Here is a 16,617-nt window from a genome sequence, read left to right on the forward strand (position 1 = left end):
ATGACCTTTGGTTGTTCGGTGCCGAAAAAGAAAAGCCCCGCATGCGGGGCTTTTCTGGAGGCAATCAGGCATTTTCGTAGAGTTCGAGCACATGATCCCAGTTGATCAGGCTGTCGACGAAGGCCTCGAGATATTTCGGCCGGGCGTTGCGGTAGTCGATGTAGTAGGAGTGTTCCCAGACGTCGACGCCGAGGATCGGCGAGGCGCCATGGACGAGCGGGTTTTCGCCGTTCGGGGTCTTGGAGATGGCCAGCTTGCCATCCTTGACCGAAACCCAGGCCCAGCCCGAACCGAACTGCGTCGTGCCGGCGGCGATGAAATCAGCCTTGAACTTGTCGTAGCCGCCGAGATCGCTGTCGAAAGCTTTCTGCAGCGCGCCGGGGAGCTTGTTGCCGCCGCCGCCCTTTTTCATCCACTTCCAGAAATGGATATGGTTGTAGTGCTGGGCGGCATTGTTGAAGAGGCCGGCATTCTTGCCGAACGACTGCTTGACCACCTCTTCGACCGAAAGATCGCCAAGGCCGGCTTCGGCGGCGAGCTTGTTGCCATTGTCGACATAGGCCTTGTGATGCTTGTCGTGATGATACTCCAGCGTCTCTTTCGACATATAGGGCTGCAGGGCCTCATAGTCGTAGGGCAGAGCGGGCAATTCGAAAGCCATGGGTAGTACTCCCTCGTGGAAAGTCCGGTGTGGATACCGGAGTAAGATAGGTCGGGATTGAGCTGGAACAACTCCGGAAGTGAAGCGCCGGCCCCTTTCTAAGCGGGTTCCCGAGAACTGTCACACGCTTTTCCTGCGACCAACTGCCCGGTGGCCGAAAGGCCGGACCGGCATGTCAGCCGGCCGAGGTCGAATGGGCCCAATCCCAATAGAGTTCGCGTGCCTTCTTGGCCACCGGACCGGGTTGCAGGTCGCGGTCCTCGATGCGGGTGACCGGCACGACCTTGGAGTGGTTGCCAGTCGAGAAGATCTCGTCGGCTTCGAGGAAATCCCGCACCGACAGCGTCTTTTCGGTCGTCCTGAACCCATAGTCGCCAAGCAGCGTCATGGTGCGCGAGCGGGTGATGCCGGACAGGAAGGTTCCATTGGGGGCCGGCGTCAGCACATGGCCGTCCTTGACCAGGAAGATGTTGGAGGTTCCGGTCTCCGCGACATTGCCCAGCATGTCCAGCACAAGCGCATTGTCGAAGCCGCGCATTTTGGCTTCGACAATGGCGCGGCCATTGTTGGGATAGAGGCAGCCGGCCTTGGCGTTGGTCGGCATGGTCTCGATGGTCGGGCGCCGGAACGGCGACACCGTCACCGAAAAGCCGGTCGGCGAGATCATTGGCGATTCATAGAGGCACAGGCAAAAGCGCGTCGAGGCCGGATCTGCCGGCACGCCCATGTAGCCGCCATGCTCGGCCCAGTACATCGGCCTGATATAGACCGCCGTCTTGCCGTCGAATTTCTTCAATCCGTCCCAGGTCAGCCCGACGATCTGCTCGGGCGTCATGTTCGGCGCGAGACCGAGCGCGATCGCCGAGGCATTGACGCGTGCGGCATGAAGTTCGAGATCCGGCGCCACGCCCTCGAACCAGCGCGCCCCGTCGAATACGCTGGTCCCGAGCCACATGGCGTGGCTGCGCGGCCCCAGAATGGCGACATTGCCTTCGTACCAATCGCCATCGACGAAAGTCCATGTCGCGGATTGCGCCGCTGCCGCCAGTGTCATCGCGTTTTCCTGTTCCGTTCAAATCTAGTGTGACAACATTGGATGACGCTTTGGCCGCTGCCGTCAACCAGCATCGGGGAGTTTTGTTGAGGCCAGCGCCGGTGCGATGCAATCAAGACTTGCACCTTGTCCCGGCTCGCCTCAAAACTGTTGCCATGCAATACGCCGCCTATGTTTTCGACGCCTATGGCACGCTGTTCGACGTGCACGCGGCCGTGCGCCGCCACGCGGACGCGATCGGCCCGGACGGCCAGCTCCTGTCCGAAATCTGGCGCGCCAAGCAGCTCGAATATTCCTGGGTGCGCACGCTCATGGGCGCCTATGCTGATTTCTGGCAGTTGACGGAACAGGCGCTGGACTTCGCCTTGCGCAAGGTCCCTTCGGCCGACCCGAGCCTGAAGGCAAAGCTGCTGGAAGCCTATTGGAGGCTGGATTGTTATCCCGAAGTGCCGGCCGTGCTGAAGGCGCTGAAGGCTTCGGGCGCGAGACTGGCGATCCTCTCCAACGGATCGCCTGAAATGCTGGAGGCAGCCGTCAAGTCCGCGGCGCTCGACCATGTTCTGGACGACATCTATTCAGTCGATGCGGTGCGGCGCTTCAAGACCGACCCTGTTGTCTACGACATGGTCGCCACCGGCTGGCGGCTCTATCCCGGCGCGGTTTCCTTCCAGTCCTCCAATCGCTGGGACATTGCTGGCGCCACAAAATTCGGCTTCCGCACGGTTTGGATAAACCGCTCCAACCAGCCGGAGGAATACCGGGACCTGCCACCTGCCCTGATCCTGCCGTCGCTGGACGCCTTGGTATGCGGTGGCTAGCAGACCTGTGGCCCCAACGCCACAGTGGCGGCGCAGTCACAGCTTCGCCTTTGTTTGTCCACGTTCGGGCCAGAATCGGAACCGCCTATCGCCCCAGGTGTTGTTCGACACCTGCAACAGCGCTCGGTGTATTCACGCTTTGTTGCGATTTGAGTCCTAAAGAAGGCAGCCATGTCCATAACCGAAATCGAATCCCATCGCCTGAGCCGTCGCAGCTTCCTCAATGCCGCAGCCCTGGGCGCCGCCTCGATCGCGGTTTCCGCATGCACCACCACCGGACCTAGGCCAGCCGAGCCGCCGCCACCAACCTACGTCGAGCCGCCACTCTCCGACTATGCGTCGATGTACGCGGCGGTCAACGATGGCGGCTTCGATCTGCCGGCCATCCCGGTCGACAGAATCGATCCGCAGTTCCTGCGCCAGATCGTGCCTGACCCGACCGGGCAGAAGCCCGGAACCATCGTCGTCGATACGACCGGCCACTTCCTCTATCTGGTTCGCCCGGGCGGCCAGGCCATCCGCTATGGTGTCGGCCTCGGCCGCGCCGGCTTCGAATGGTCGGGCGATGCCGTGGTCCAGTGGAAGCAGAAATGGCCGAAATGGACGCCGCCGGATGAGATGATCGCCCGCCAGCCCGAACTGAAGCAGTACAGCGCCGACAATGGCGGCATGCCCGGCGGCTTGAAGAACCCGCTCGGCGCGCGTGCGCTCTACCTCTTCCAGGGGAATGTCGACACGCTCTATCGCCTGCACGGCTCGCCGGAATGGCGTTCGATCGGCAAGTCGGTGTCGTCGGGCTGCGTGCGGCTGATGAACCAGGACATCATCGATCTCTACGACCGCGTGCCGTCGAAAAGCCCGGTCATCGTGACCAGCGATGCCAGCCAGCCAATGGTGGCGGCCGCGACGGCGAACCACAAGGCCATTCCGATCGACTCGGGCGTGCCGGACGGATCGGTCCTGCTCGGTCCGGTCAAAGCGATCACGAACGCGATCTTCTGAGTTTGCTGAAGGAGCGACGCACCGCCGTCGCTCCTTCCATTCACGTCGATGCCACAGCCTGCGACTTTCGGGGCGGCATCCGTCAGAGGCCAAGCGGAGCCTTGAAAGCCGCGAGTTCTTCATCTGAAATCGAGACCACGTGCTGCGGCTCGGGATAGGCTCCCGTCTTCACGTCGGAGATAAATTCGCGATAGGCAGCGACGCGCTCGCGCTGCAGCCGCTCATATTCGGCGGCGAAGTTGCGGTAGGTCTTGGCATGACGTGGCTTGTGGCCCGAGGTGTGGCCGAGCACGTCCTCGCTGAACAGATACTGCGCATCGGCATGCGGTCCGGCGCCCATGCCGAGCATGATCATCGGCGTGCTTCTGGTGATCAGCTCGGCGATCCGGTTCGGCACCACTTCCAGTTCGGCGCCGAAGCAGCCGATAGCTTCAAGGCGCCTAACGTGGTCCCACACCGCACGCGCGCTCTCTGCCGTTCGGCCAACGGCCTTGAAGCCGCCAGTCCAGGTGCATTGCGACGGGATCAGGCCGACATGGGCAACGACCGGCACGGCGTTGTCGCAGAGCGTCTTCTGGATATCGAGCGAGGCGGCGCAGTAGAAGCAGTCACCGCCGATGCGCATGAAGTGGTATGCGGCTTTCAGATAGTCCTGCGCAACGACAAGATTGCCGGCCGGGCCGTAAGGCAGCCCGACCTGGACGAAACAGCGGCCGGCCGCCTCGCGCATCTCCGGCGAGAAGAAGCGGCCCTCGATCGAAAGCATGTCGACGCCGGCCGCATCCGCCGCCGCCGCCTCTTCGAGCGAGGTGACGTAAAGCATGGAAATCTTCTGTCCGCGGCTCTTCATGGCGCGGATGTCGGCGACGGTGGGCCGGGTATTCTTGCTGACCATTTTGTTCCTCTGACAGTGAAAGCGTCGCGGAATGCTTCGAGTGCAACCTCGGGATCGCTCGAGGCAAATGCCTCCATGCCGACCGGCCCGCGATAACCCATTTCCTTCAGCGCATGGGCGATGCCCCGGTAGTTGATCTCGCCGCTACCGGGCTCCCTGCGTCCTGGCACGTCGGCCACCTGGACCTCGCCGATCCAGGGCAGGCAGGCGCGGCACAGCTCGATCAGATTCCCCTCCCCGATCTGCGCATGGTAGAGGTCGAGATTGAGGCGCAGGCCCGGCCGGTCGACATCGGAGACCAGCGCCAGCGTGTCTTGCGCGCGTCCAAACGGCACGCCGGGATGGTCGAGCGGCAGGTTCAGATTCTCCAGTGTGAACGTCACGCCTTCGGCCTCGGCAAGGTCGGCGATGCGGTTCAGCGTGTCGCGCGCCTTGAGCCACATCGCGCCGGTGACGGTCTCGCAGGGCGTGACCGGCAGGCCGCCTTCGCCGAGCCCGGTGCCATGCAGATTGAGCCGCGCGACGCCGAGGCGCTTGCCGACCGCCGCTGTTTCCTTCGCCGTCTTCACCAGTTCGGCCGCGCCCTCGTCATCGGCAAGCCTGCCGCGCAGATAGCCATTCATGATCGAGAAGGTCGCGCCCGATCTTTCCAGCATCGCGAGATCATGGTCCGGCCAGTTCCACAGGCCGACCTGAAAACCCATTTCGGTGAGGCGTTTGACGCGCCATTCCATCGGCTTGTCGCGCCACAGCATTTCGACGCAAGCCGCAAGCGTAAACGTATCGGACATGTCAGACCTCGATGTACACGCGGCCGTCCTCGACCTTCGTGGTGTAGGTTTTAAGGTTCACGCAGACCGGTGCGCGCAACGCTTCGCCGGTCCGGTAGTCGAACACGCCACTGTGTTTCGGGCATTCGATCCTGTATTCCATAACCAGCCCGTCACAGAGATGCACCTTCTCATGCGTGCACAGCCCGTCGGTGCAGAAGAATGCATCGTCGGGGCTGCGGTAGATGGCGAATGTCCGGCCCTCGTGATCGAAACGGATGACCTCCTTCTCGTCGATGTCATCGGTCGCGCACGCGTTGATCCATTTTGCCATTGTCACTCCGCCGTCTGTCTTTGGTTGGTTGAAAAAGGCGGCCGGCGGACCACGCATTCCGCCGGCCGCACAGGAAGATGCCCGGGAGGAGGAGATGGGCGTCTTCACTGGTCACGCATGGCTGGCGCCAGCCCGCGCATGTCCGTCATCAGCCATGGAGAAGCTCTCGATCTCGGCTTCAAGCTCGGCCATCTGCTCGCCGCCCGCCATCAGGTCGGTGATCGCCTCGCGGCTTTTCTCGCCCTTGCGGAAATCGGCGGCCTTGGCGCCCCTGATGAGCACGGCGAAGTGGTCGCCGACGGTGAGCGCATGGACGACATTGTGGGTGATGAAGATCACCGCGATGCCCTTGCGGCGCGCCTGGAGCACGATGCGCAGCACATGCGCCGCCTCCTTGACGCCAAGGGCCGCGGTCGGCTCGTCGAGGATCAGTACGCTGGCGCCGAAATGCACGGCGCGTGCGATCGCCAGCGCCTGGCGTTCGCCACCCGACAGTCCGCCGACGAGACGATCGCCGTCGTCGATACGGGTGATGCCAAGCTGGCGCATCTCGGCGACGGCAATCTCGTTGGCGCGCTTGCGGTCGTAGATGGTCAGCGGTCCCCAGCGCCGCGTCGGCTCGGCGCCGACGAAGAAGGAGCGGCCGATGCTCATCAGCGGGAACGTGCCGCCGAACTGGTGGACGGTCGCGATGCCATGGTCGCCTGCGTCGCGCGGGCTGTCGAATTCGACTGATCCGCCATCCATATCCATTGTGCCCGACGTCGGCTTGTGGACTCCGGAGAGGATCTTGATCAGCGTCGACTTGCCGGCGCCATTGTCGCCGAGCAGGCAGAGCACCTCGCCTGCGTGAACGTCGAGCGAGATGTCGTGGAGCACGTCGATCGGACCGAACGACTTGTTGATCCCGGTCAGCCTGAGCAGGGGCGGTGTCATCGGCGAGCCCTCGATTTGTTGCGCGGCGCGTAGGTCAACGCCATGGTGCGGAAGGTGTTGTTCATCAGCACGGCCGCCAGCAGCAGGATGCCGATGATCAGGCTCGCCCAGTTGGCGTCGAAGCCGGTGTAGAAGATGCCCTGGTTGACGATGGCGAAAGTCAGTGTGCCCAAGACGATGCCGACCACCGATCCGTAGCCGCCGGTGAGCAGCACGCCGCCGATGACCACCGCGATGATCGAGTTGAAGATGAACGACTGTCCGGCGGCCACCTGGGCGCTGTTGTAGAGGATCGCCTGCGACATGCCGACGAAGGAGGCGCACAGGCCGCTGCTCATGAACAGCGCGATGGTCACCCGGTCGGTCGGGATGCCGGCATTGCGGGCGCTCACCGCGTCGCCGCCCATGGCCAGGATCCAGTTGCCGAAGCGCGAGAAATTCAGGATGAAGCCGACAATCAGGATGGCGGCGATCCACCAGAACAGCGTGACCTCGAACTTGCCGCCGAGATAATCGCCGAACAGCAGCTTGGCGGTGGGCCCGCTCTTCAGCGCGACGCTGGTGCTGCCGGACAAGATAACCGAGAGGCCGAGCGTCAGGCCGGCCAAGGCGAACAGCGTGGCGAGCGTGACGACGAAGGACGGCACCTTGGTGCGGATCACCAGCACGCCGTTGACGAAACCGACCGCGAGCCCAAGGCAAAGCGCCGCGAGGATGCCGACGATAATCGGCAGGCCGTAATGGCCCGATAGGATAGCGATGGTCATCGAGCTGGCGGGGACCATCGAGCCGACGGACAGATCGAGATGCCCGGCGATCATCAGCAGCCCGATCGGAAGCGCGATGATGCCGAGTTCGGAGGCGACGTTGAGCCAGCTCGCGGCACCGCCGGCCGACATGAAATTGGCGCCGCCGAAGACCGAGAAGAAGACCAGAACGGCGATCATGCCGATCAGCGAGCCAACTTCGGGACGGCGCACAAGGCTGCCGAGCGAGGGCATCGAAGAGCGCTGGGAGAGCCCCTTGGTGGCTGCCGCAGCGGATTGGTGATGGGCTTGGGATGTCATCGAAATGTCCCTGGCTTTGTGGCTTGAAAATATGGCCCCCTTCTCCCCTTGTGGGAGAAGGTGTCGCCGCAGTCGACGGATGAGGGGTGTTCCAGCTTGGCAAGGACGGCAATCCGTCACGCACCCCTCATCCGTCTCGGCGCTGCGCGCCGATCCACCTTCTCCCACAAGGGGAGAAGGTCAGGCGTAGCGTTATCGAGCGCCGGCCGCCGCACCGGCCATCGTCGCATCGACATTGGCGGCGTCGACGATCCCCGGTCCGGTCAGCACCGGTCTGGTCGGCAGGTCGAGCCCATAGTTGACGAGGCCGTTCAGCAGCGACACCGCAAGAAAGCCCTGCAGGTAGGGCTGCTGGTCGACCGCGAACATCTGCGTGCCAGCCTTGATGCGCTGCAGGCCGGTCTCGTCCATGTCGAAGGAAGCGAGCTTGACCTTGTCGCCGGCATTGGCCTGGCTGATGGCGTTGGCGGCGCTGTTCGCGTCGCCGGCGCTGATGGTGATGACACCGTCGATGGTGTTGTCCTTCAGCACGGCGGCCTTGATCGCCTCGGCGACCGCGGTCGGGTTGCCGAAGCTGGACGAGGGCAGCGGCAACTGGCTCGATTTGCCGCCGCTCTTGGCGATGGCGTCGGCAATGCCCTTGCAGCGGTCTTCGGTGTTGGTGGCACCCGGCAGTGTGTTGACGCACAGCACGTTCTTGGAGCCATGGCTGCCGTAATAAGTGCCGCCGCCGAGACCAGCGGCATATTCTTCATTGCCGACATAGTTCATGGCGCCGAGCCGCTTGGCCGCATCCATGCCGCCGGAATTGTAGATGATGAGCGGCACGCCGGCGGCGACGACCTCCTTGAAGGCGTCGTCCATCGCTTCCGGCACCCAGTCGGGGCCGACAATGGCGCTTGGCTTCTGGCTAAGCGCGGTGCGGATCAGCTTGGCCGCGTCCGGACCGAGATTGTCGTAGTTCTGCGGACCGAGCCAAGTCACCGAGCCGCCGGTCAGTTCGGCGACCTTGCCGGCATCGTCGGCACCCTTCTTGACCTTGGACCAGAACGGGTCGTCGGCCTTGCCGCCGATGACGAAGATCTTCGCCCCATCGGCCATTGCCGACGTGGCCGATGTCGCAGCCACGCCCGCGAGCATGATTGCCATCAGCAGTTTCTTGATCGTTTTCATTTCGTTCCTCCCGGTTGCCGTCGTCAGACGGGTTTAGAAAAAGCTCGATTCATCCGCCGGCGCGCACCTCACCCCTTGCGCGTCGCGAATCGATCAATGATTGGCCGCGGCCTTGGCGTTCATGCGTTGCTTCTTTTTCTGGAAGCGGGCGTCCATGATGGCGTCGCCCTCCCGGGTGCCGTCGTGCCAGGTGCCGAACCACCGATCGAGCGGAATCAGCCCGTCGCCGCCATAGTTCACCTCGAAATATTTATGGTGCAGGTAATGCGCGTAGGCGTGGCTATCGACAGCCTTTTCTTCGGTCACTTCGAGCTTGTCGAAGCCGAGATGGCCATTGACGGCACCGAAGCCAGCGATGTGCAACTGGAACAGCGCGACGACCGGATTGGACGGGATGACCAGGTGCCAGAAAGCGACCGCGTGATAGAGAAACCCTTCCACGGGATGCATCGACAGCGACGACCAGGGCGACGGGTTGACCGAATTATGGTGGACCGAATGGATCCAGCGGTAGAGCGGGCCCCAGTGGATCAGGCGGTGGATGAAGAAGAAATGCACCTCGTGGATGGCCGGCGCGACCAGCACCAGGGCGACGAGGTAGACCGGGTGATCCTGCCAGCCGACCCACGGCACGTAGCCATTGGCAAAGCACCACAGGAAGACGACTTCGACCACGGTCCAAAGCGGGATGGTGATAAAGAACGAGCGCAGGAAGTTGTCGAGGTTCTGGCTCTGGAACCAGAAAACATCGGAGGGCGTGTCTGCGGGGAATTTGTGGTTGTATTTGAAGCGCGTCGCCTGGGTGCGCTTGATGTAATAGCGCAGCTCGAAAATGCCGTAGAAGACGAGGATCGCCGCCGCGCTGACGGCGTAGAGCCACAGCGCCCAGCCCCAGCTGATCGTCTTCATCGTCTCGACGCTGGGAACGATATAGAACCAGTAGAGCAGCGCCGTGGCCATGTGGAAGGCATTCCACGGCCAGATATAGCCGGGCAGCCATGCCAGGATCTTCGGCAGCCTCGGCGGCCAATCCCAGAACGGTGCGCCCTCGACGCGTCCGTTCGGCTTCCAGTCGCCGCGCTTGTCGCGCACGCCGTATTTGAGATCGTCCATGTAGATCCTCCCCCGCCATGCCTCGGGGATGGCTTGCACGCGCACGCCGCCTCACACCGCCTGAAGTGGTGGCGAGATCCTGGTCCGCGTTGTGCTGCAGCTATCCCTGGGCCGGCGGTGTTTGCGCCTTGCTTGCTTTCCCTGAGATAAACATCTTGATCCAAAATGAATCAAGAATAGAATGTTTATTCCAAATTGATTGTTTCATTCGTATCAATTTCGCGGTTTGAATGATACATTTGTATCAATGAGACGGAGCGATGAGATAAAATGGATCGGGGCAAGCGGCCAACGATCAAGGATGTAGCCGCCGAGGCAAATGTTTCGGTGGCCACCGTCAACCGGGTGCTGAGCGGCTCGGGCGCCGTCCGCCAAGGCATGCGGGAGCGCGTCAGGCTGGCGGCGGAGCAGATCGGCTTCTACGGCACGGGGGCGTTGCGCAGCCGCGTAGCGGCTGCCCGGCCGCGCTACCGGTTCGGTTTCCTGCTGCACCAGCCAGGCCGCGCCTTCTACCGAAACATGGCCGAGGCGCTGCGCCTGGTAACCGAAACCATGTCCGGCTGCGAGATTGAGCTGCGCACGGAGTTTCTGGACGATCTGTCGCCGCAGAACGTCGCCTCGCGGATGCTGGCGCTCGGCGCCGAATGCGATGCCCTCGGCGTCGTCGCGGCGGTCCATCCCCTCGTCACCCAGGCCGTCGACACGCTCAATGCCCGCAACGTGCCGGTCTTCGCTCTGATTTCGCAAATCTCGGCGACGGGAAATGTGCCTTACATCGGACTGGACAATTGGAAGGTTGGGCGCACCGCGGCTTGGGTGTTTGAACATGTCTGCCGCGCGCCTGGCAAGCTCGGCATCCTTGTCGGCAACCACCGCTACCGCTGCCAGGAAATGAACGAGAGCGGCTTTCGCTCCTATTTTCGCGAGCACTCTCCAGGTTTCACGCTGCTCGAGCCGTTGCTGACCTTCGAATCCAGCGCCATCGCGCAGGAGATGACCGAAAAGCTGCTCAACGAAAATCCGGATTTGTCCGGCCTCTATGTCGCCGGCGGCGGCATCACCGGCACCATCGCGGCCCTACACTCGACCGGCAGGGCGGGAAGCCTCGTCGTCGTCGGTTACGAGCTGATGGAATCGACCCGCCCAGCGCTGCTTGACGGCACGCTGACCTTCATCATCTCTCACCCACTCGCCAGCATCGCCCAGGCGGCCTTGGCCGGGATGATCCGCGCCGTCTCAGCGCCGAACGAAGGCGGGAGTTTTACAAACATCCTGCCCTTCGAGATCTACACCCGCGAAAACATCTAGCAGCGTAGTCGCGACCACTCCCAGGCGCGGCTCAACGTCCGCGCGAGAGGCTCCCCAGGATACCGCGCACGATCGCTCGCCCGACCGACGAGCCGACCGAGCGCACCACCGATTTGATCGCGGCTTCCGCCACCGTCTGGCGATTGGAGGGGCGTGGCGCCGGAGCCCGGCGGCCACCGGACTGCGGTGCTGGATCGTCATTGCCGAAGCCGGGAATGGTCCAGCGCGAGCCGCCGCTGCCGGCCTGCTGTGCCTGCGCTTCGGCGTCCTGCGCCTCCTTGGCCTTCTTCTGCAACATCTCGAAAGCCGATTCGCGATCGATGACCTGGTCGTACTGGCCGATAACAGGGCTTTCCCCGATCAGCTTCTGCCGTTCGGCCGGGGTTATGGGTCCGAGCCGCGAGGACGGCGGGCGGATCAGCGTGCGCTGGACCATGGACGGAATGCCCTCGGCCTCCAGCGTCGAGACCAGCGCTTCGCCGGTGGCGAGCTGGGTGATGGCGGTGGCGCAGTCGAAATCCGGATTGGGCCGGAAGGTTTCGGCCGCCGTCCTCACCGCCTGCTGCTCGCGCGGCGTGTAGGCGCGCAACGCGTGCTGCACGCGGTTGCCGAGTTGGGCCAGGACCTTCTCGGGAATATCCAAGGGGTTCTGCGTGACGAAATAGACGCCAACGCCCTTGGAGCGGATCAGGCGGACCACCTGCTCGACCCTGTCGATCAGCACCTTCGGCGCCTCGTCGAACAAGAGGTGGGCCTCGTCGAAGAAGAAGACCAGCTTCGGTTTGTCGGGATCGCCGACCTCGGGCAGTTCCTCGAACAGCTCCGACATCAGCCAGAGCAGGAACGTCGCGTAGAGGCGCGGATTCATCATCAGCTTGTCTGCGGCCAATACGCTGATGGCGCCGCGGCCGTCGCGGGTCGTGCGCATGATGTCGGCAATGCGCAATGCCGGCTCGCCGAAGAAGTTTGTCGCCCCCTGCTGTTCCAGCACCAGCAAGGTGCGCTGAATGGCCCCCACCGATGGCTTGGTGACGTTGCCGTAACGGGCGCTGATCTCTTCCGCACGCTCGGCGATGTTGGCGAGCAGCGCCTGCAGGTCTTTCATGTCGAGCAGCAGCAGCCCTTCCTCGTCGGCGATGCGGAAGGCAATGTTCATGATGCCTTCCTGCGCGTCGGTCAGGTTCATCAGCCGCGACAAGAGCAGCGGCCCCATTTCCGAAATGGTCGCGCGGATGGGGTGGCCCTGCTCGCCGAACAGATCCCAGAAGATGACCGGGAACTCCTGGAAGTCGTAAGGGTCGAGCTTCACCTGTTCTGCCCGCTTGACCAGGAAATCCTGCGCGGTGCCCATCATGGCGATGCCGGAAAGGTCGCCCTTGATGTCGGCGCAGAAGACCGGCACGCCGGCGTTGGAAAATCCCTCCGCCAGGATCTGCAAGCTGACGGTCTTGCCGGTACCGGTGGCGCCGGTCACCAGACCGTGGCGATTGCCGTATTGCAGCAGCAGGTTTTCGGCCCGCTGATAGCTGTCGTCGGGCTTGCGGCTGGCGCCGATGAAAATACTGGTGTCGTCAGCCATATGTCGGGTCTCCGCAAACTGTTGTGTCCAAAGCCAGCCTTTGTCCGAAGGTATAGTGAGGCTGTCGCACAGCGACAATGACAATTGTCCAAAGCGGGGCCAATCATCCAATCGGCGTCGATCGCCGAAATCGGATTTTTGGAACTTGCGAATTTCGATGGTGTTTGGCAATCGTTCATGGTCGCCCACGCAAGCCGACCTATATCAGGAGGGTCGAATATCAGGTGGATCGAATTCAGACCCGGGACGTGCATTGCGATAACCGAACCGGGACCGTAGACTGAACTGCCCCGGGCTGGTGCGGTTGCATAAACGAGGAAGATGAATGGGCGCCGGAGCCTTGACCAGGGATGTTGAGCCAACCAATGCCGAGCGCCAGCGATGGCTGGCCCTGGCGGTGAAGGCGTTGGCCGGCGCATCCTTCGAGGAAAAGCTGGTCTCGCACACCGACGACAACATCCGCGTCGAGCCGCTCTATGACCGCGCGACGGGAGCCGAACCGATCGTGCGCGCCAATGCCCAGTCGCCATGGATCGTCAGCCAGCGCGTTGACGACCCCGATGTCGACCGCGCCAAGAGCCAGGTACTGGAAGACATCGCGCAAGGCGCGACAGGGCTGTCGCTTGTCTTCGAAGGTGCTCCGAACGCCTTCGGCTACGGCCTGCCGAGGACGGCGCAAGCATTGGAGACGGTGCTGGATGGTGTGCCGCTCAACCGGGTCCAGATCCGCATCGATACCCACCCCTGGAGCCGACCCATGGCGGACTGGCTGGTGGCGTTCCTGAGCAAGCGCCGGTCCGATCCGGCGAAGCTCAACCTCTCCTTCGGCATCGATCCGGCGGCCATTCTCGCCGGCACTGGCCGGCTGCGCATGTCGATCGAGGCGCTGCAGGAATCGATGCCGCAATCGCTGGCACATTTCTTCTCGATGGGCGTGCCCGGCGTGCTTCTGGAGGCGGACGGTCGCGTCTTTCACAATGCCGGCGCCACCGAAGCGCAGGAACTCGGCATCATGCTGGCTTCGGCGGTCTCGTATCTGAGAATGTTCGAGAAGGCGCGGCAACCGCTGGTCTATGCCGCGCCGCATATCGGCTTCGCGCTCAGCGTCGACCAGGACCAGTTCCTGTCGATGGCCAAGGTACGAGCCCTCCGCAGGCTCTGGGCGCGTGTGCAGGAGACCTGCTCGATCCCCAATTCCACGGCCAACATCCATGCCGAGACATCATTTCGCATGATGACGGCCGCGGACCCCGAAACCAACATCCTACGCACGACGATCGGCTGCTTCGCCGCGGCGGCGGGAGGCGCCGATTCGATCTCAATCCTGCCGCATACGATCGCGCACGGCCTGCCGGCGGCTTTTGCCCGCCGCGTCGCGCGCAACGCGCAACTGATCATGGCCAATGAAAGCCATGTCGATCATGTCGCCGATCCCGCCTATGGCTCCGGCGCCGTCGAAGCGCTGACCTCGGACCTTTGCGAAGCCGCGTGGGCGGAATTGCAGGCGATCGAGGCGGAAGGCGGCGTGCTTTCCAGCCTCCGGGACGGACATATCCAGCAGCGCGTCCGCACCGCCGCCGCCCAGCGCGGCATTGCCTTCAAGTCAGGCGAGCGGGCCATTGTCGGCGCCACGCTTTACTCCTTGGAAAGCGAGCGTCCGGTCGAGACGCTGGACGCGGAGAAGCGGCCTGCCTTCACCGAGGGCGTCGTCCTGTGCGAGCCGCTGTCGCCGGTCCGCATCGATCAATCCATCGGGGCCGCTTCTTGATTCCGGATTTCAGTCAGATCGGCTGGGTGCCACCGCGCCGCGCCCCGGTCGAGGTCAAGGGACAGCGGACGACGCCGGAAGGCCTCGTCGTCAAGCATCTCTACAATCAAGGCGACCTCAAGGGATTGCCGCATCTCGACACCTATCCGGGCCTGCCGCCCTTCGTGCGCGGCCCCTACCCGACCATGTATGTCCAGCAACCCTGGACGATCCGGCAATATGCCGGCTTTTCGACCGCCGAAGAGTCCAATGCGTTCTACCGGCGCAACCTTGCCGCCGGCCAGAAGGGCCTGTCGGTCGCCTTCGATCTCGCCACCCATCGCGGCTATGACTCGGACCATCCACGCGTCGCCGGCGATGTCGGCATGGCGGGCGTGGCCATCGATTCCATTCTCGACATGCGGCAGTTGTTCGACGGCATTCCGCTCGGCGAGATGACGGTGTCGATGACGATGAACGGCGCGGTGTTGCCGATCATGGCGCTCTACATCGTGGCGGCCGAAGAGCAAGGCGTCGCGCATAAGGATCTGGCGGGGACCATCCAGAACGACATTCTGAAGGAGTTCATGGTCCGCAACACCTACATCTATCCGCCGAAGCCCTCGATGCGGATCGTTTCGGACATCTTTTCCTACACCTCGAAGAACATGCCGAAGTTCAACTCGATCTCGATCTCCGGCTATCACATGCAGGAAGCCGGCGCGACCGCCGATCTGGAGCTCGCCTATACGATCGCCGATGGTATCGAATATGCCCGGGCCGGCGTCGCGGCGGGGCTCGACATCGACCGTTTCGCACCGCGCCTGTCCTTCTTCTGGGCGGTCGGCATGAACTTCTTCATGGAGGTGGCCAAGCTCAGGGCCGCGCGCCTGTTGTGGGCGACGCTGATGAAAAAGAATTTCGCGCCGAAGGACGAGCGCTCGCTGTCGCTGCGCACCCATTGCCAGACGTCCGGCTGGTCGCTGACGGCGCAGGACCCCTACAACAACATCATCCGCACCATGATCGAGGCGATGGCGGCGACCCAAGGCCATACGCAGTCGCTGCACACCAACTCCTTCGACGAAGCCATGGCGCTGCCGACCGACCATTCGGCGCGCATCGCCCGCAACACGCAACTCATCCTGCAAAAAGAGTCCGGCACCACGCGCATCATCGATCCGTGGGGCGGTTCGGCCTATCTCGAGCGGCTGACACACGATCTGGCGGCGCGTGCGCTCGCCCATATCGAAGAGGTCGAGGCTCTCGGCGGCATGGCGGCGGCGATCGAAAAGGGCATACCCAAACTGCGTATCGAGGAAGCAGCGGCCCGCACGCAGGCGCGCATCGATTCCGGCGAGCAGGTGCTGGTCGGCGTCAATGCGCATCGCCCCGAGAACGACATCGAGGTCGACGTGCTGAAGATCGACAATGCAGAGGTCAGGGCCCGGCAACTGTCGAAGCTGCAACGGCTGAAAGGCACGCGCGACGTCGCCGCCGTCGAAAGCGCCCTCGACGCGCTGACCCAAGCCGCGCAGGGCGAGGACAATCTGCTGGAGTTCGCCATCCGCGCCGCGCGCGCCAATGCCACTGTCGGCGAAATCTCGTTCGCCTTGGAAAAAGCCTATGGCCGCCATGTGGCCACGGTGCAGACCATTTCCGGTGTCTACCGCAAGGCGCTCGGCGACAATCCGGTGGTCGACCGGCTGCGGGACAAGCTCGATGCCTTCGAAAAGAGAAACGGCGGCAAGCCGCGTATTCTCGTGGCCAAGATGGGACAGGACGGCCACGACCGCGGGCAGAAGGTGATCGCGACGGCCTTCGCCGATCTCGGCTTCGACGTCACCGTCGGCGCCATGTTCCAGACACCGGAAGAGATCGCCAGGTTGGCGATCCAGCACGACGTCCACATCATCGGCGCCTCATCGCTGGCAGCGGGCCACCTGACGCTGATCCCCGAATTGCGCGACGCGCTGAAGAAGCTCGGCCGCGGCGACATGCTGATCGTGGCCGGCGGCGTCATCCCGCCGCAGGACTATGATGCGGTGCTGAAGGCTGGAGCGGCGGAGATTTTCCCGCCGGGGACGGTCATCCCGGAAGCGGCGGAGCGGCTGCTGGATCGGCTGCTGGCGCGTTGAGCGAAACATTGTAGCGCCAGCA

Annotated in this window: 15 protein-coding genes; 5 read left to right on the forward strand and 10 right to left on the reverse strand. The window is 63.3% G+C overall.

What is annotated here, in order from left to right; all coding sequences use genetic code 11:
- Nucleotides 1–64 precede the first annotated feature (64 nt).
- The gene (locus tag LB564_RS21500; RefSeq protein ID WP_224540756.1) at nt 65–661 is read right to left on the reverse strand and encodes a superoxide dismutase; all 597 of its coding nucleotides are present in this window, start codon (nt 659–661) and stop codon (nt 65–67) included.
- A 175-nt stretch (nt 662–836) separates the two neighbouring features.
- A complete protein-coding gene (locus tag LB564_RS21505) occupies nt 837–1,715 on the reverse strand; it encodes a branched-chain amino acid aminotransferase (protein ID WP_224540758.1) in 879 nt (292 codons plus the stop codon).
- Between the two features lie 155 nt (nt 1,716–1,870).
- Here LB564_RS21505 and LB564_RS21510 point away from each other — a divergent pair, with 155 nt between their 5' ends.
- Both LB564_RS21510 and LB564_RS21515 read left to right on the forward strand, forming a co-directional pair.
- Nucleotides 1,871–2,533, forward strand: a complete 663-nt coding sequence (locus LB564_RS21510) for a haloacid dehalogenase type II (protein ID WP_224540760.1) — start codon at nt 1,871–1,873, stop codon at nt 2,531–2,533.
- 171 nt (nt 2,534–2,704) lie between these two features.
- Nucleotides 2,705–3,535 carry a L,D-transpeptidase gene (locus LB564_RS21515; RefSeq protein WP_224540762.1) on the forward strand — a complete coding sequence of 277 codons (831 nt, stop codon included), beginning with the start codon at nt 2,705–2,707 and terminating at the stop codon, nt 3,533–3,535.
- Nucleotides 3,536–3,617: 82 nt separating this feature from the next.
- Here LB564_RS21515 and LB564_RS21520 read toward each other — a convergent pair whose 3' ends face one another.
- The 7 genes from LB564_RS21520 to LB564_RS21550 all read right to left on the reverse strand — a co-directional run bounded on the left by LB564_RS21520 (nt 3,618) and on the right by LB564_RS21550 (nt 9,823).
- Entirely contained in the window at nt 3,618–4,430 is an 813-nt protein-coding gene (locus LB564_RS21520; protein WP_224540764.1) for a 3-methyl-2-oxobutanoate hydroxymethyltransferase, read from the reverse strand.
- Nucleotides 4,382–5,221: a hydroxypyruvate isomerase family protein gene (locus LB564_RS21525; protein WP_224540766.1), complete on the reverse strand. Its 840-nt coding sequence runs from the start codon at nt 5,219–5,221 to the stop codon at nt 4,382–4,384. Before LB564_RS21525 ends, LB564_RS21520 begins: the two co-directional genes overlap by 49 nt.
- 1 nt (nt 5,222) lies before the next feature.
- Nucleotides 5,223–5,534: a MocE family 2Fe-2S type ferredoxin gene (locus LB564_RS21530; RefSeq protein ID WP_224540768.1), complete on the reverse strand. Its 312-nt coding sequence runs from the start codon at nt 5,532–5,534 to the stop codon at nt 5,223–5,225.
- Between the two features lie 111 nt (nt 5,535–5,645).
- Nucleotides 5,646–6,470 carry an ATP-binding cassette domain-containing protein gene (locus LB564_RS21535; protein ID WP_224540769.1) on the reverse strand — a complete coding sequence of 275 codons (825 nt, stop codon included), beginning with the start codon at nt 6,468–6,470 and terminating at the stop codon, nt 5,646–5,648.
- On the reverse strand, nt 6,467–7,471 hold the full coding sequence (locus LB564_RS21540; RefSeq protein WP_224540952.1) for an ABC transporter permease: 1,005 nt from the start codon (nt 7,469–7,471) through the stop codon (nt 6,467–6,469). The genes LB564_RS21535 and LB564_RS21540 overlap by 4 nt, the downstream gene beginning before the upstream one ends.
- Before the next feature lie 258 nt (nt 7,472–7,729).
- The gene (locus tag LB564_RS21545; RefSeq protein ID WP_224540771.1) at nt 7,730–8,710 is read right to left on the reverse strand and encodes a sugar ABC transporter substrate-binding protein; all 981 of its coding nucleotides are present in this window, start codon (nt 8,708–8,710) and stop codon (nt 7,730–7,732) included.
- 93 nt (nt 8,711–8,803) lie between these two features.
- Nucleotides 8,804–9,823 (reverse strand): sterol desaturase family protein, encoded by a 1,020-nt coding sequence (locus LB564_RS21550; protein ID WP_224540774.1) that lies wholly within the window; start codon nt 9,821–9,823, stop codon nt 8,804–8,806.
- A gap of 270 nt (nt 9,824–10,093) precedes the next feature.
- On the opposite strand from LB564_RS21550, the gene LB564_RS21555 reads away from it, so the two are divergent.
- Nucleotides 10,094–11,131 (forward strand): LacI family DNA-binding transcriptional regulator, encoded by a 1,038-nt coding sequence (locus tag LB564_RS21555; RefSeq protein WP_224540776.1) that lies wholly within the window; start codon nt 10,094–10,096, stop codon nt 11,129–11,131.
- Nucleotides 11,132–11,162: 31 nt separating this feature from the next.
- On the opposite strand, the gene LB564_RS21560 is transcribed toward LB564_RS21555, so the two are convergent.
- A complete protein-coding gene (locus LB564_RS21560; RefSeq protein WP_224540778.1) occupies nt 11,163–12,710 on the reverse strand; it encodes a helicase HerA-like C-terminal domain-containing protein in 1,548 nt (515 codons plus the stop codon).
- A gap of 325 nt (nt 12,711–13,035) precedes the next feature.
- Between LB564_RS21560 and LB564_RS21565 the strand changes: the two genes are divergently transcribed.
- Nucleotides 13,036–14,478 (forward strand): methylmalonyl-CoA mutase subunit beta, encoded by a 1,443-nt coding sequence (locus LB564_RS21565; RefSeq protein ID WP_224540780.1) that lies wholly within the window; start codon nt 13,036–13,038, stop codon nt 14,476–14,478.
- Nucleotides 14,475–16,595, forward strand: a complete 2,121-nt coding sequence (scpA, locus tag LB564_RS21570) for a methylmalonyl-CoA mutase (RefSeq protein ID WP_224540781.1) — start codon at nt 14,475–14,477, stop codon at nt 16,593–16,595. The genes LB564_RS21565 and scpA overlap by 4 nt, the downstream gene beginning before the upstream one ends.
- The last annotated feature ends 22 nt before the right edge of the window (nt 16,596–16,617 follow it).

Source organism: Mesorhizobium sp. ES1-6 (genome assembly GCF_020164775.1).
GTDB lineage: Bacteria > Pseudomonadota > Alphaproteobacteria > Rhizobiales > Rhizobiaceae > Mesorhizobium.

Bases quoted from the DNA above. Each gene is read 5' to 3' on its own strand.
- LB564_RS21500 (WP_224540756.1), bottom strand. From the start codon at position 661: ATGGCTTTCGAATTGCCCGCTCTGCCCTACGACTATGAGGCCCTGCAG.
- LB564_RS21505 (WP_224540758.1), bottom strand. From the start codon at position 1,715: ATGACACTGGCGGCAGCGGCGCAATCCGCGACATGGACTTTCGTCGAT.
- LB564_RS21510 (WP_224540760.1), top strand. From the start codon at position 1,871: ATGCAATACGCCGCCTATGTTTTCGACGCCTATGGCACGCTGTTCGAC.
- LB564_RS21515 (WP_224540762.1), top strand. From the start codon at position 2,705: ATGTCCATAACCGAAATCGAATCCCATCGCCTGAGCCGTCGCAGCTTC.
- LB564_RS21520 (WP_224540764.1), bottom strand. From the start codon at position 4,430: ATGGTCAGCAAGAATACCCGGCCCACCGTCGCCGACATCCGCGCCATG.
- LB564_RS21525 (WP_224540766.1), bottom strand. From the start codon at position 5,221: ATGTCCGATACGTTTACGCTTGCGGCTTGCGTCGAAATGCTGTGGCGC.
- LB564_RS21530 (WP_224540768.1), bottom strand. From the start codon at position 5,534: ATGGCAAAATGGATCAACGCGTGCGCGACCGATGACATCGACGAGAAG.
- LB564_RS21535 (WP_224540769.1), bottom strand. From the start codon at position 6,470: ATGACACCGCCCCTGCTCAGGCTGACCGGGATCAACAAGTCGTTCGGT.
- LB564_RS21540 (WP_224540952.1), bottom strand. From the start codon at position 7,471: ATGCCCTCGCTCGGCAGCCTTGTGCGCCGTCCCGAAGTTGGCTCGCTG.
- LB564_RS21545 (WP_224540771.1), bottom strand. From the start codon at position 8,710: ATGAAAACGATCAAGAAACTGCTGATGGCAATCATGCTCGCGGGCGTG.
- LB564_RS21550 (WP_224540774.1), bottom strand. From the start codon at position 9,823: ATGGACGATCTCAAATACGGCGTGCGCGACAAGCGCGGCGACTGGAAG.
- LB564_RS21555 (WP_224540776.1), top strand. From the start codon at position 10,094: ATGGATCGGGGCAAGCGGCCAACGATCAAGGATGTAGCCGCCGAGGCA.
- LB564_RS21560 (WP_224540778.1), bottom strand. From the start codon at position 12,710: ATGGCTGACGACACCAGTATTTTCATCGGCGCCAGCCGCAAGCCCGAC.
- LB564_RS21565 (WP_224540780.1), top strand. From the start codon at position 13,036: ATGGGCGCCGGAGCCTTGACCAGGGATGTTGAGCCAACCAATGCCGAG.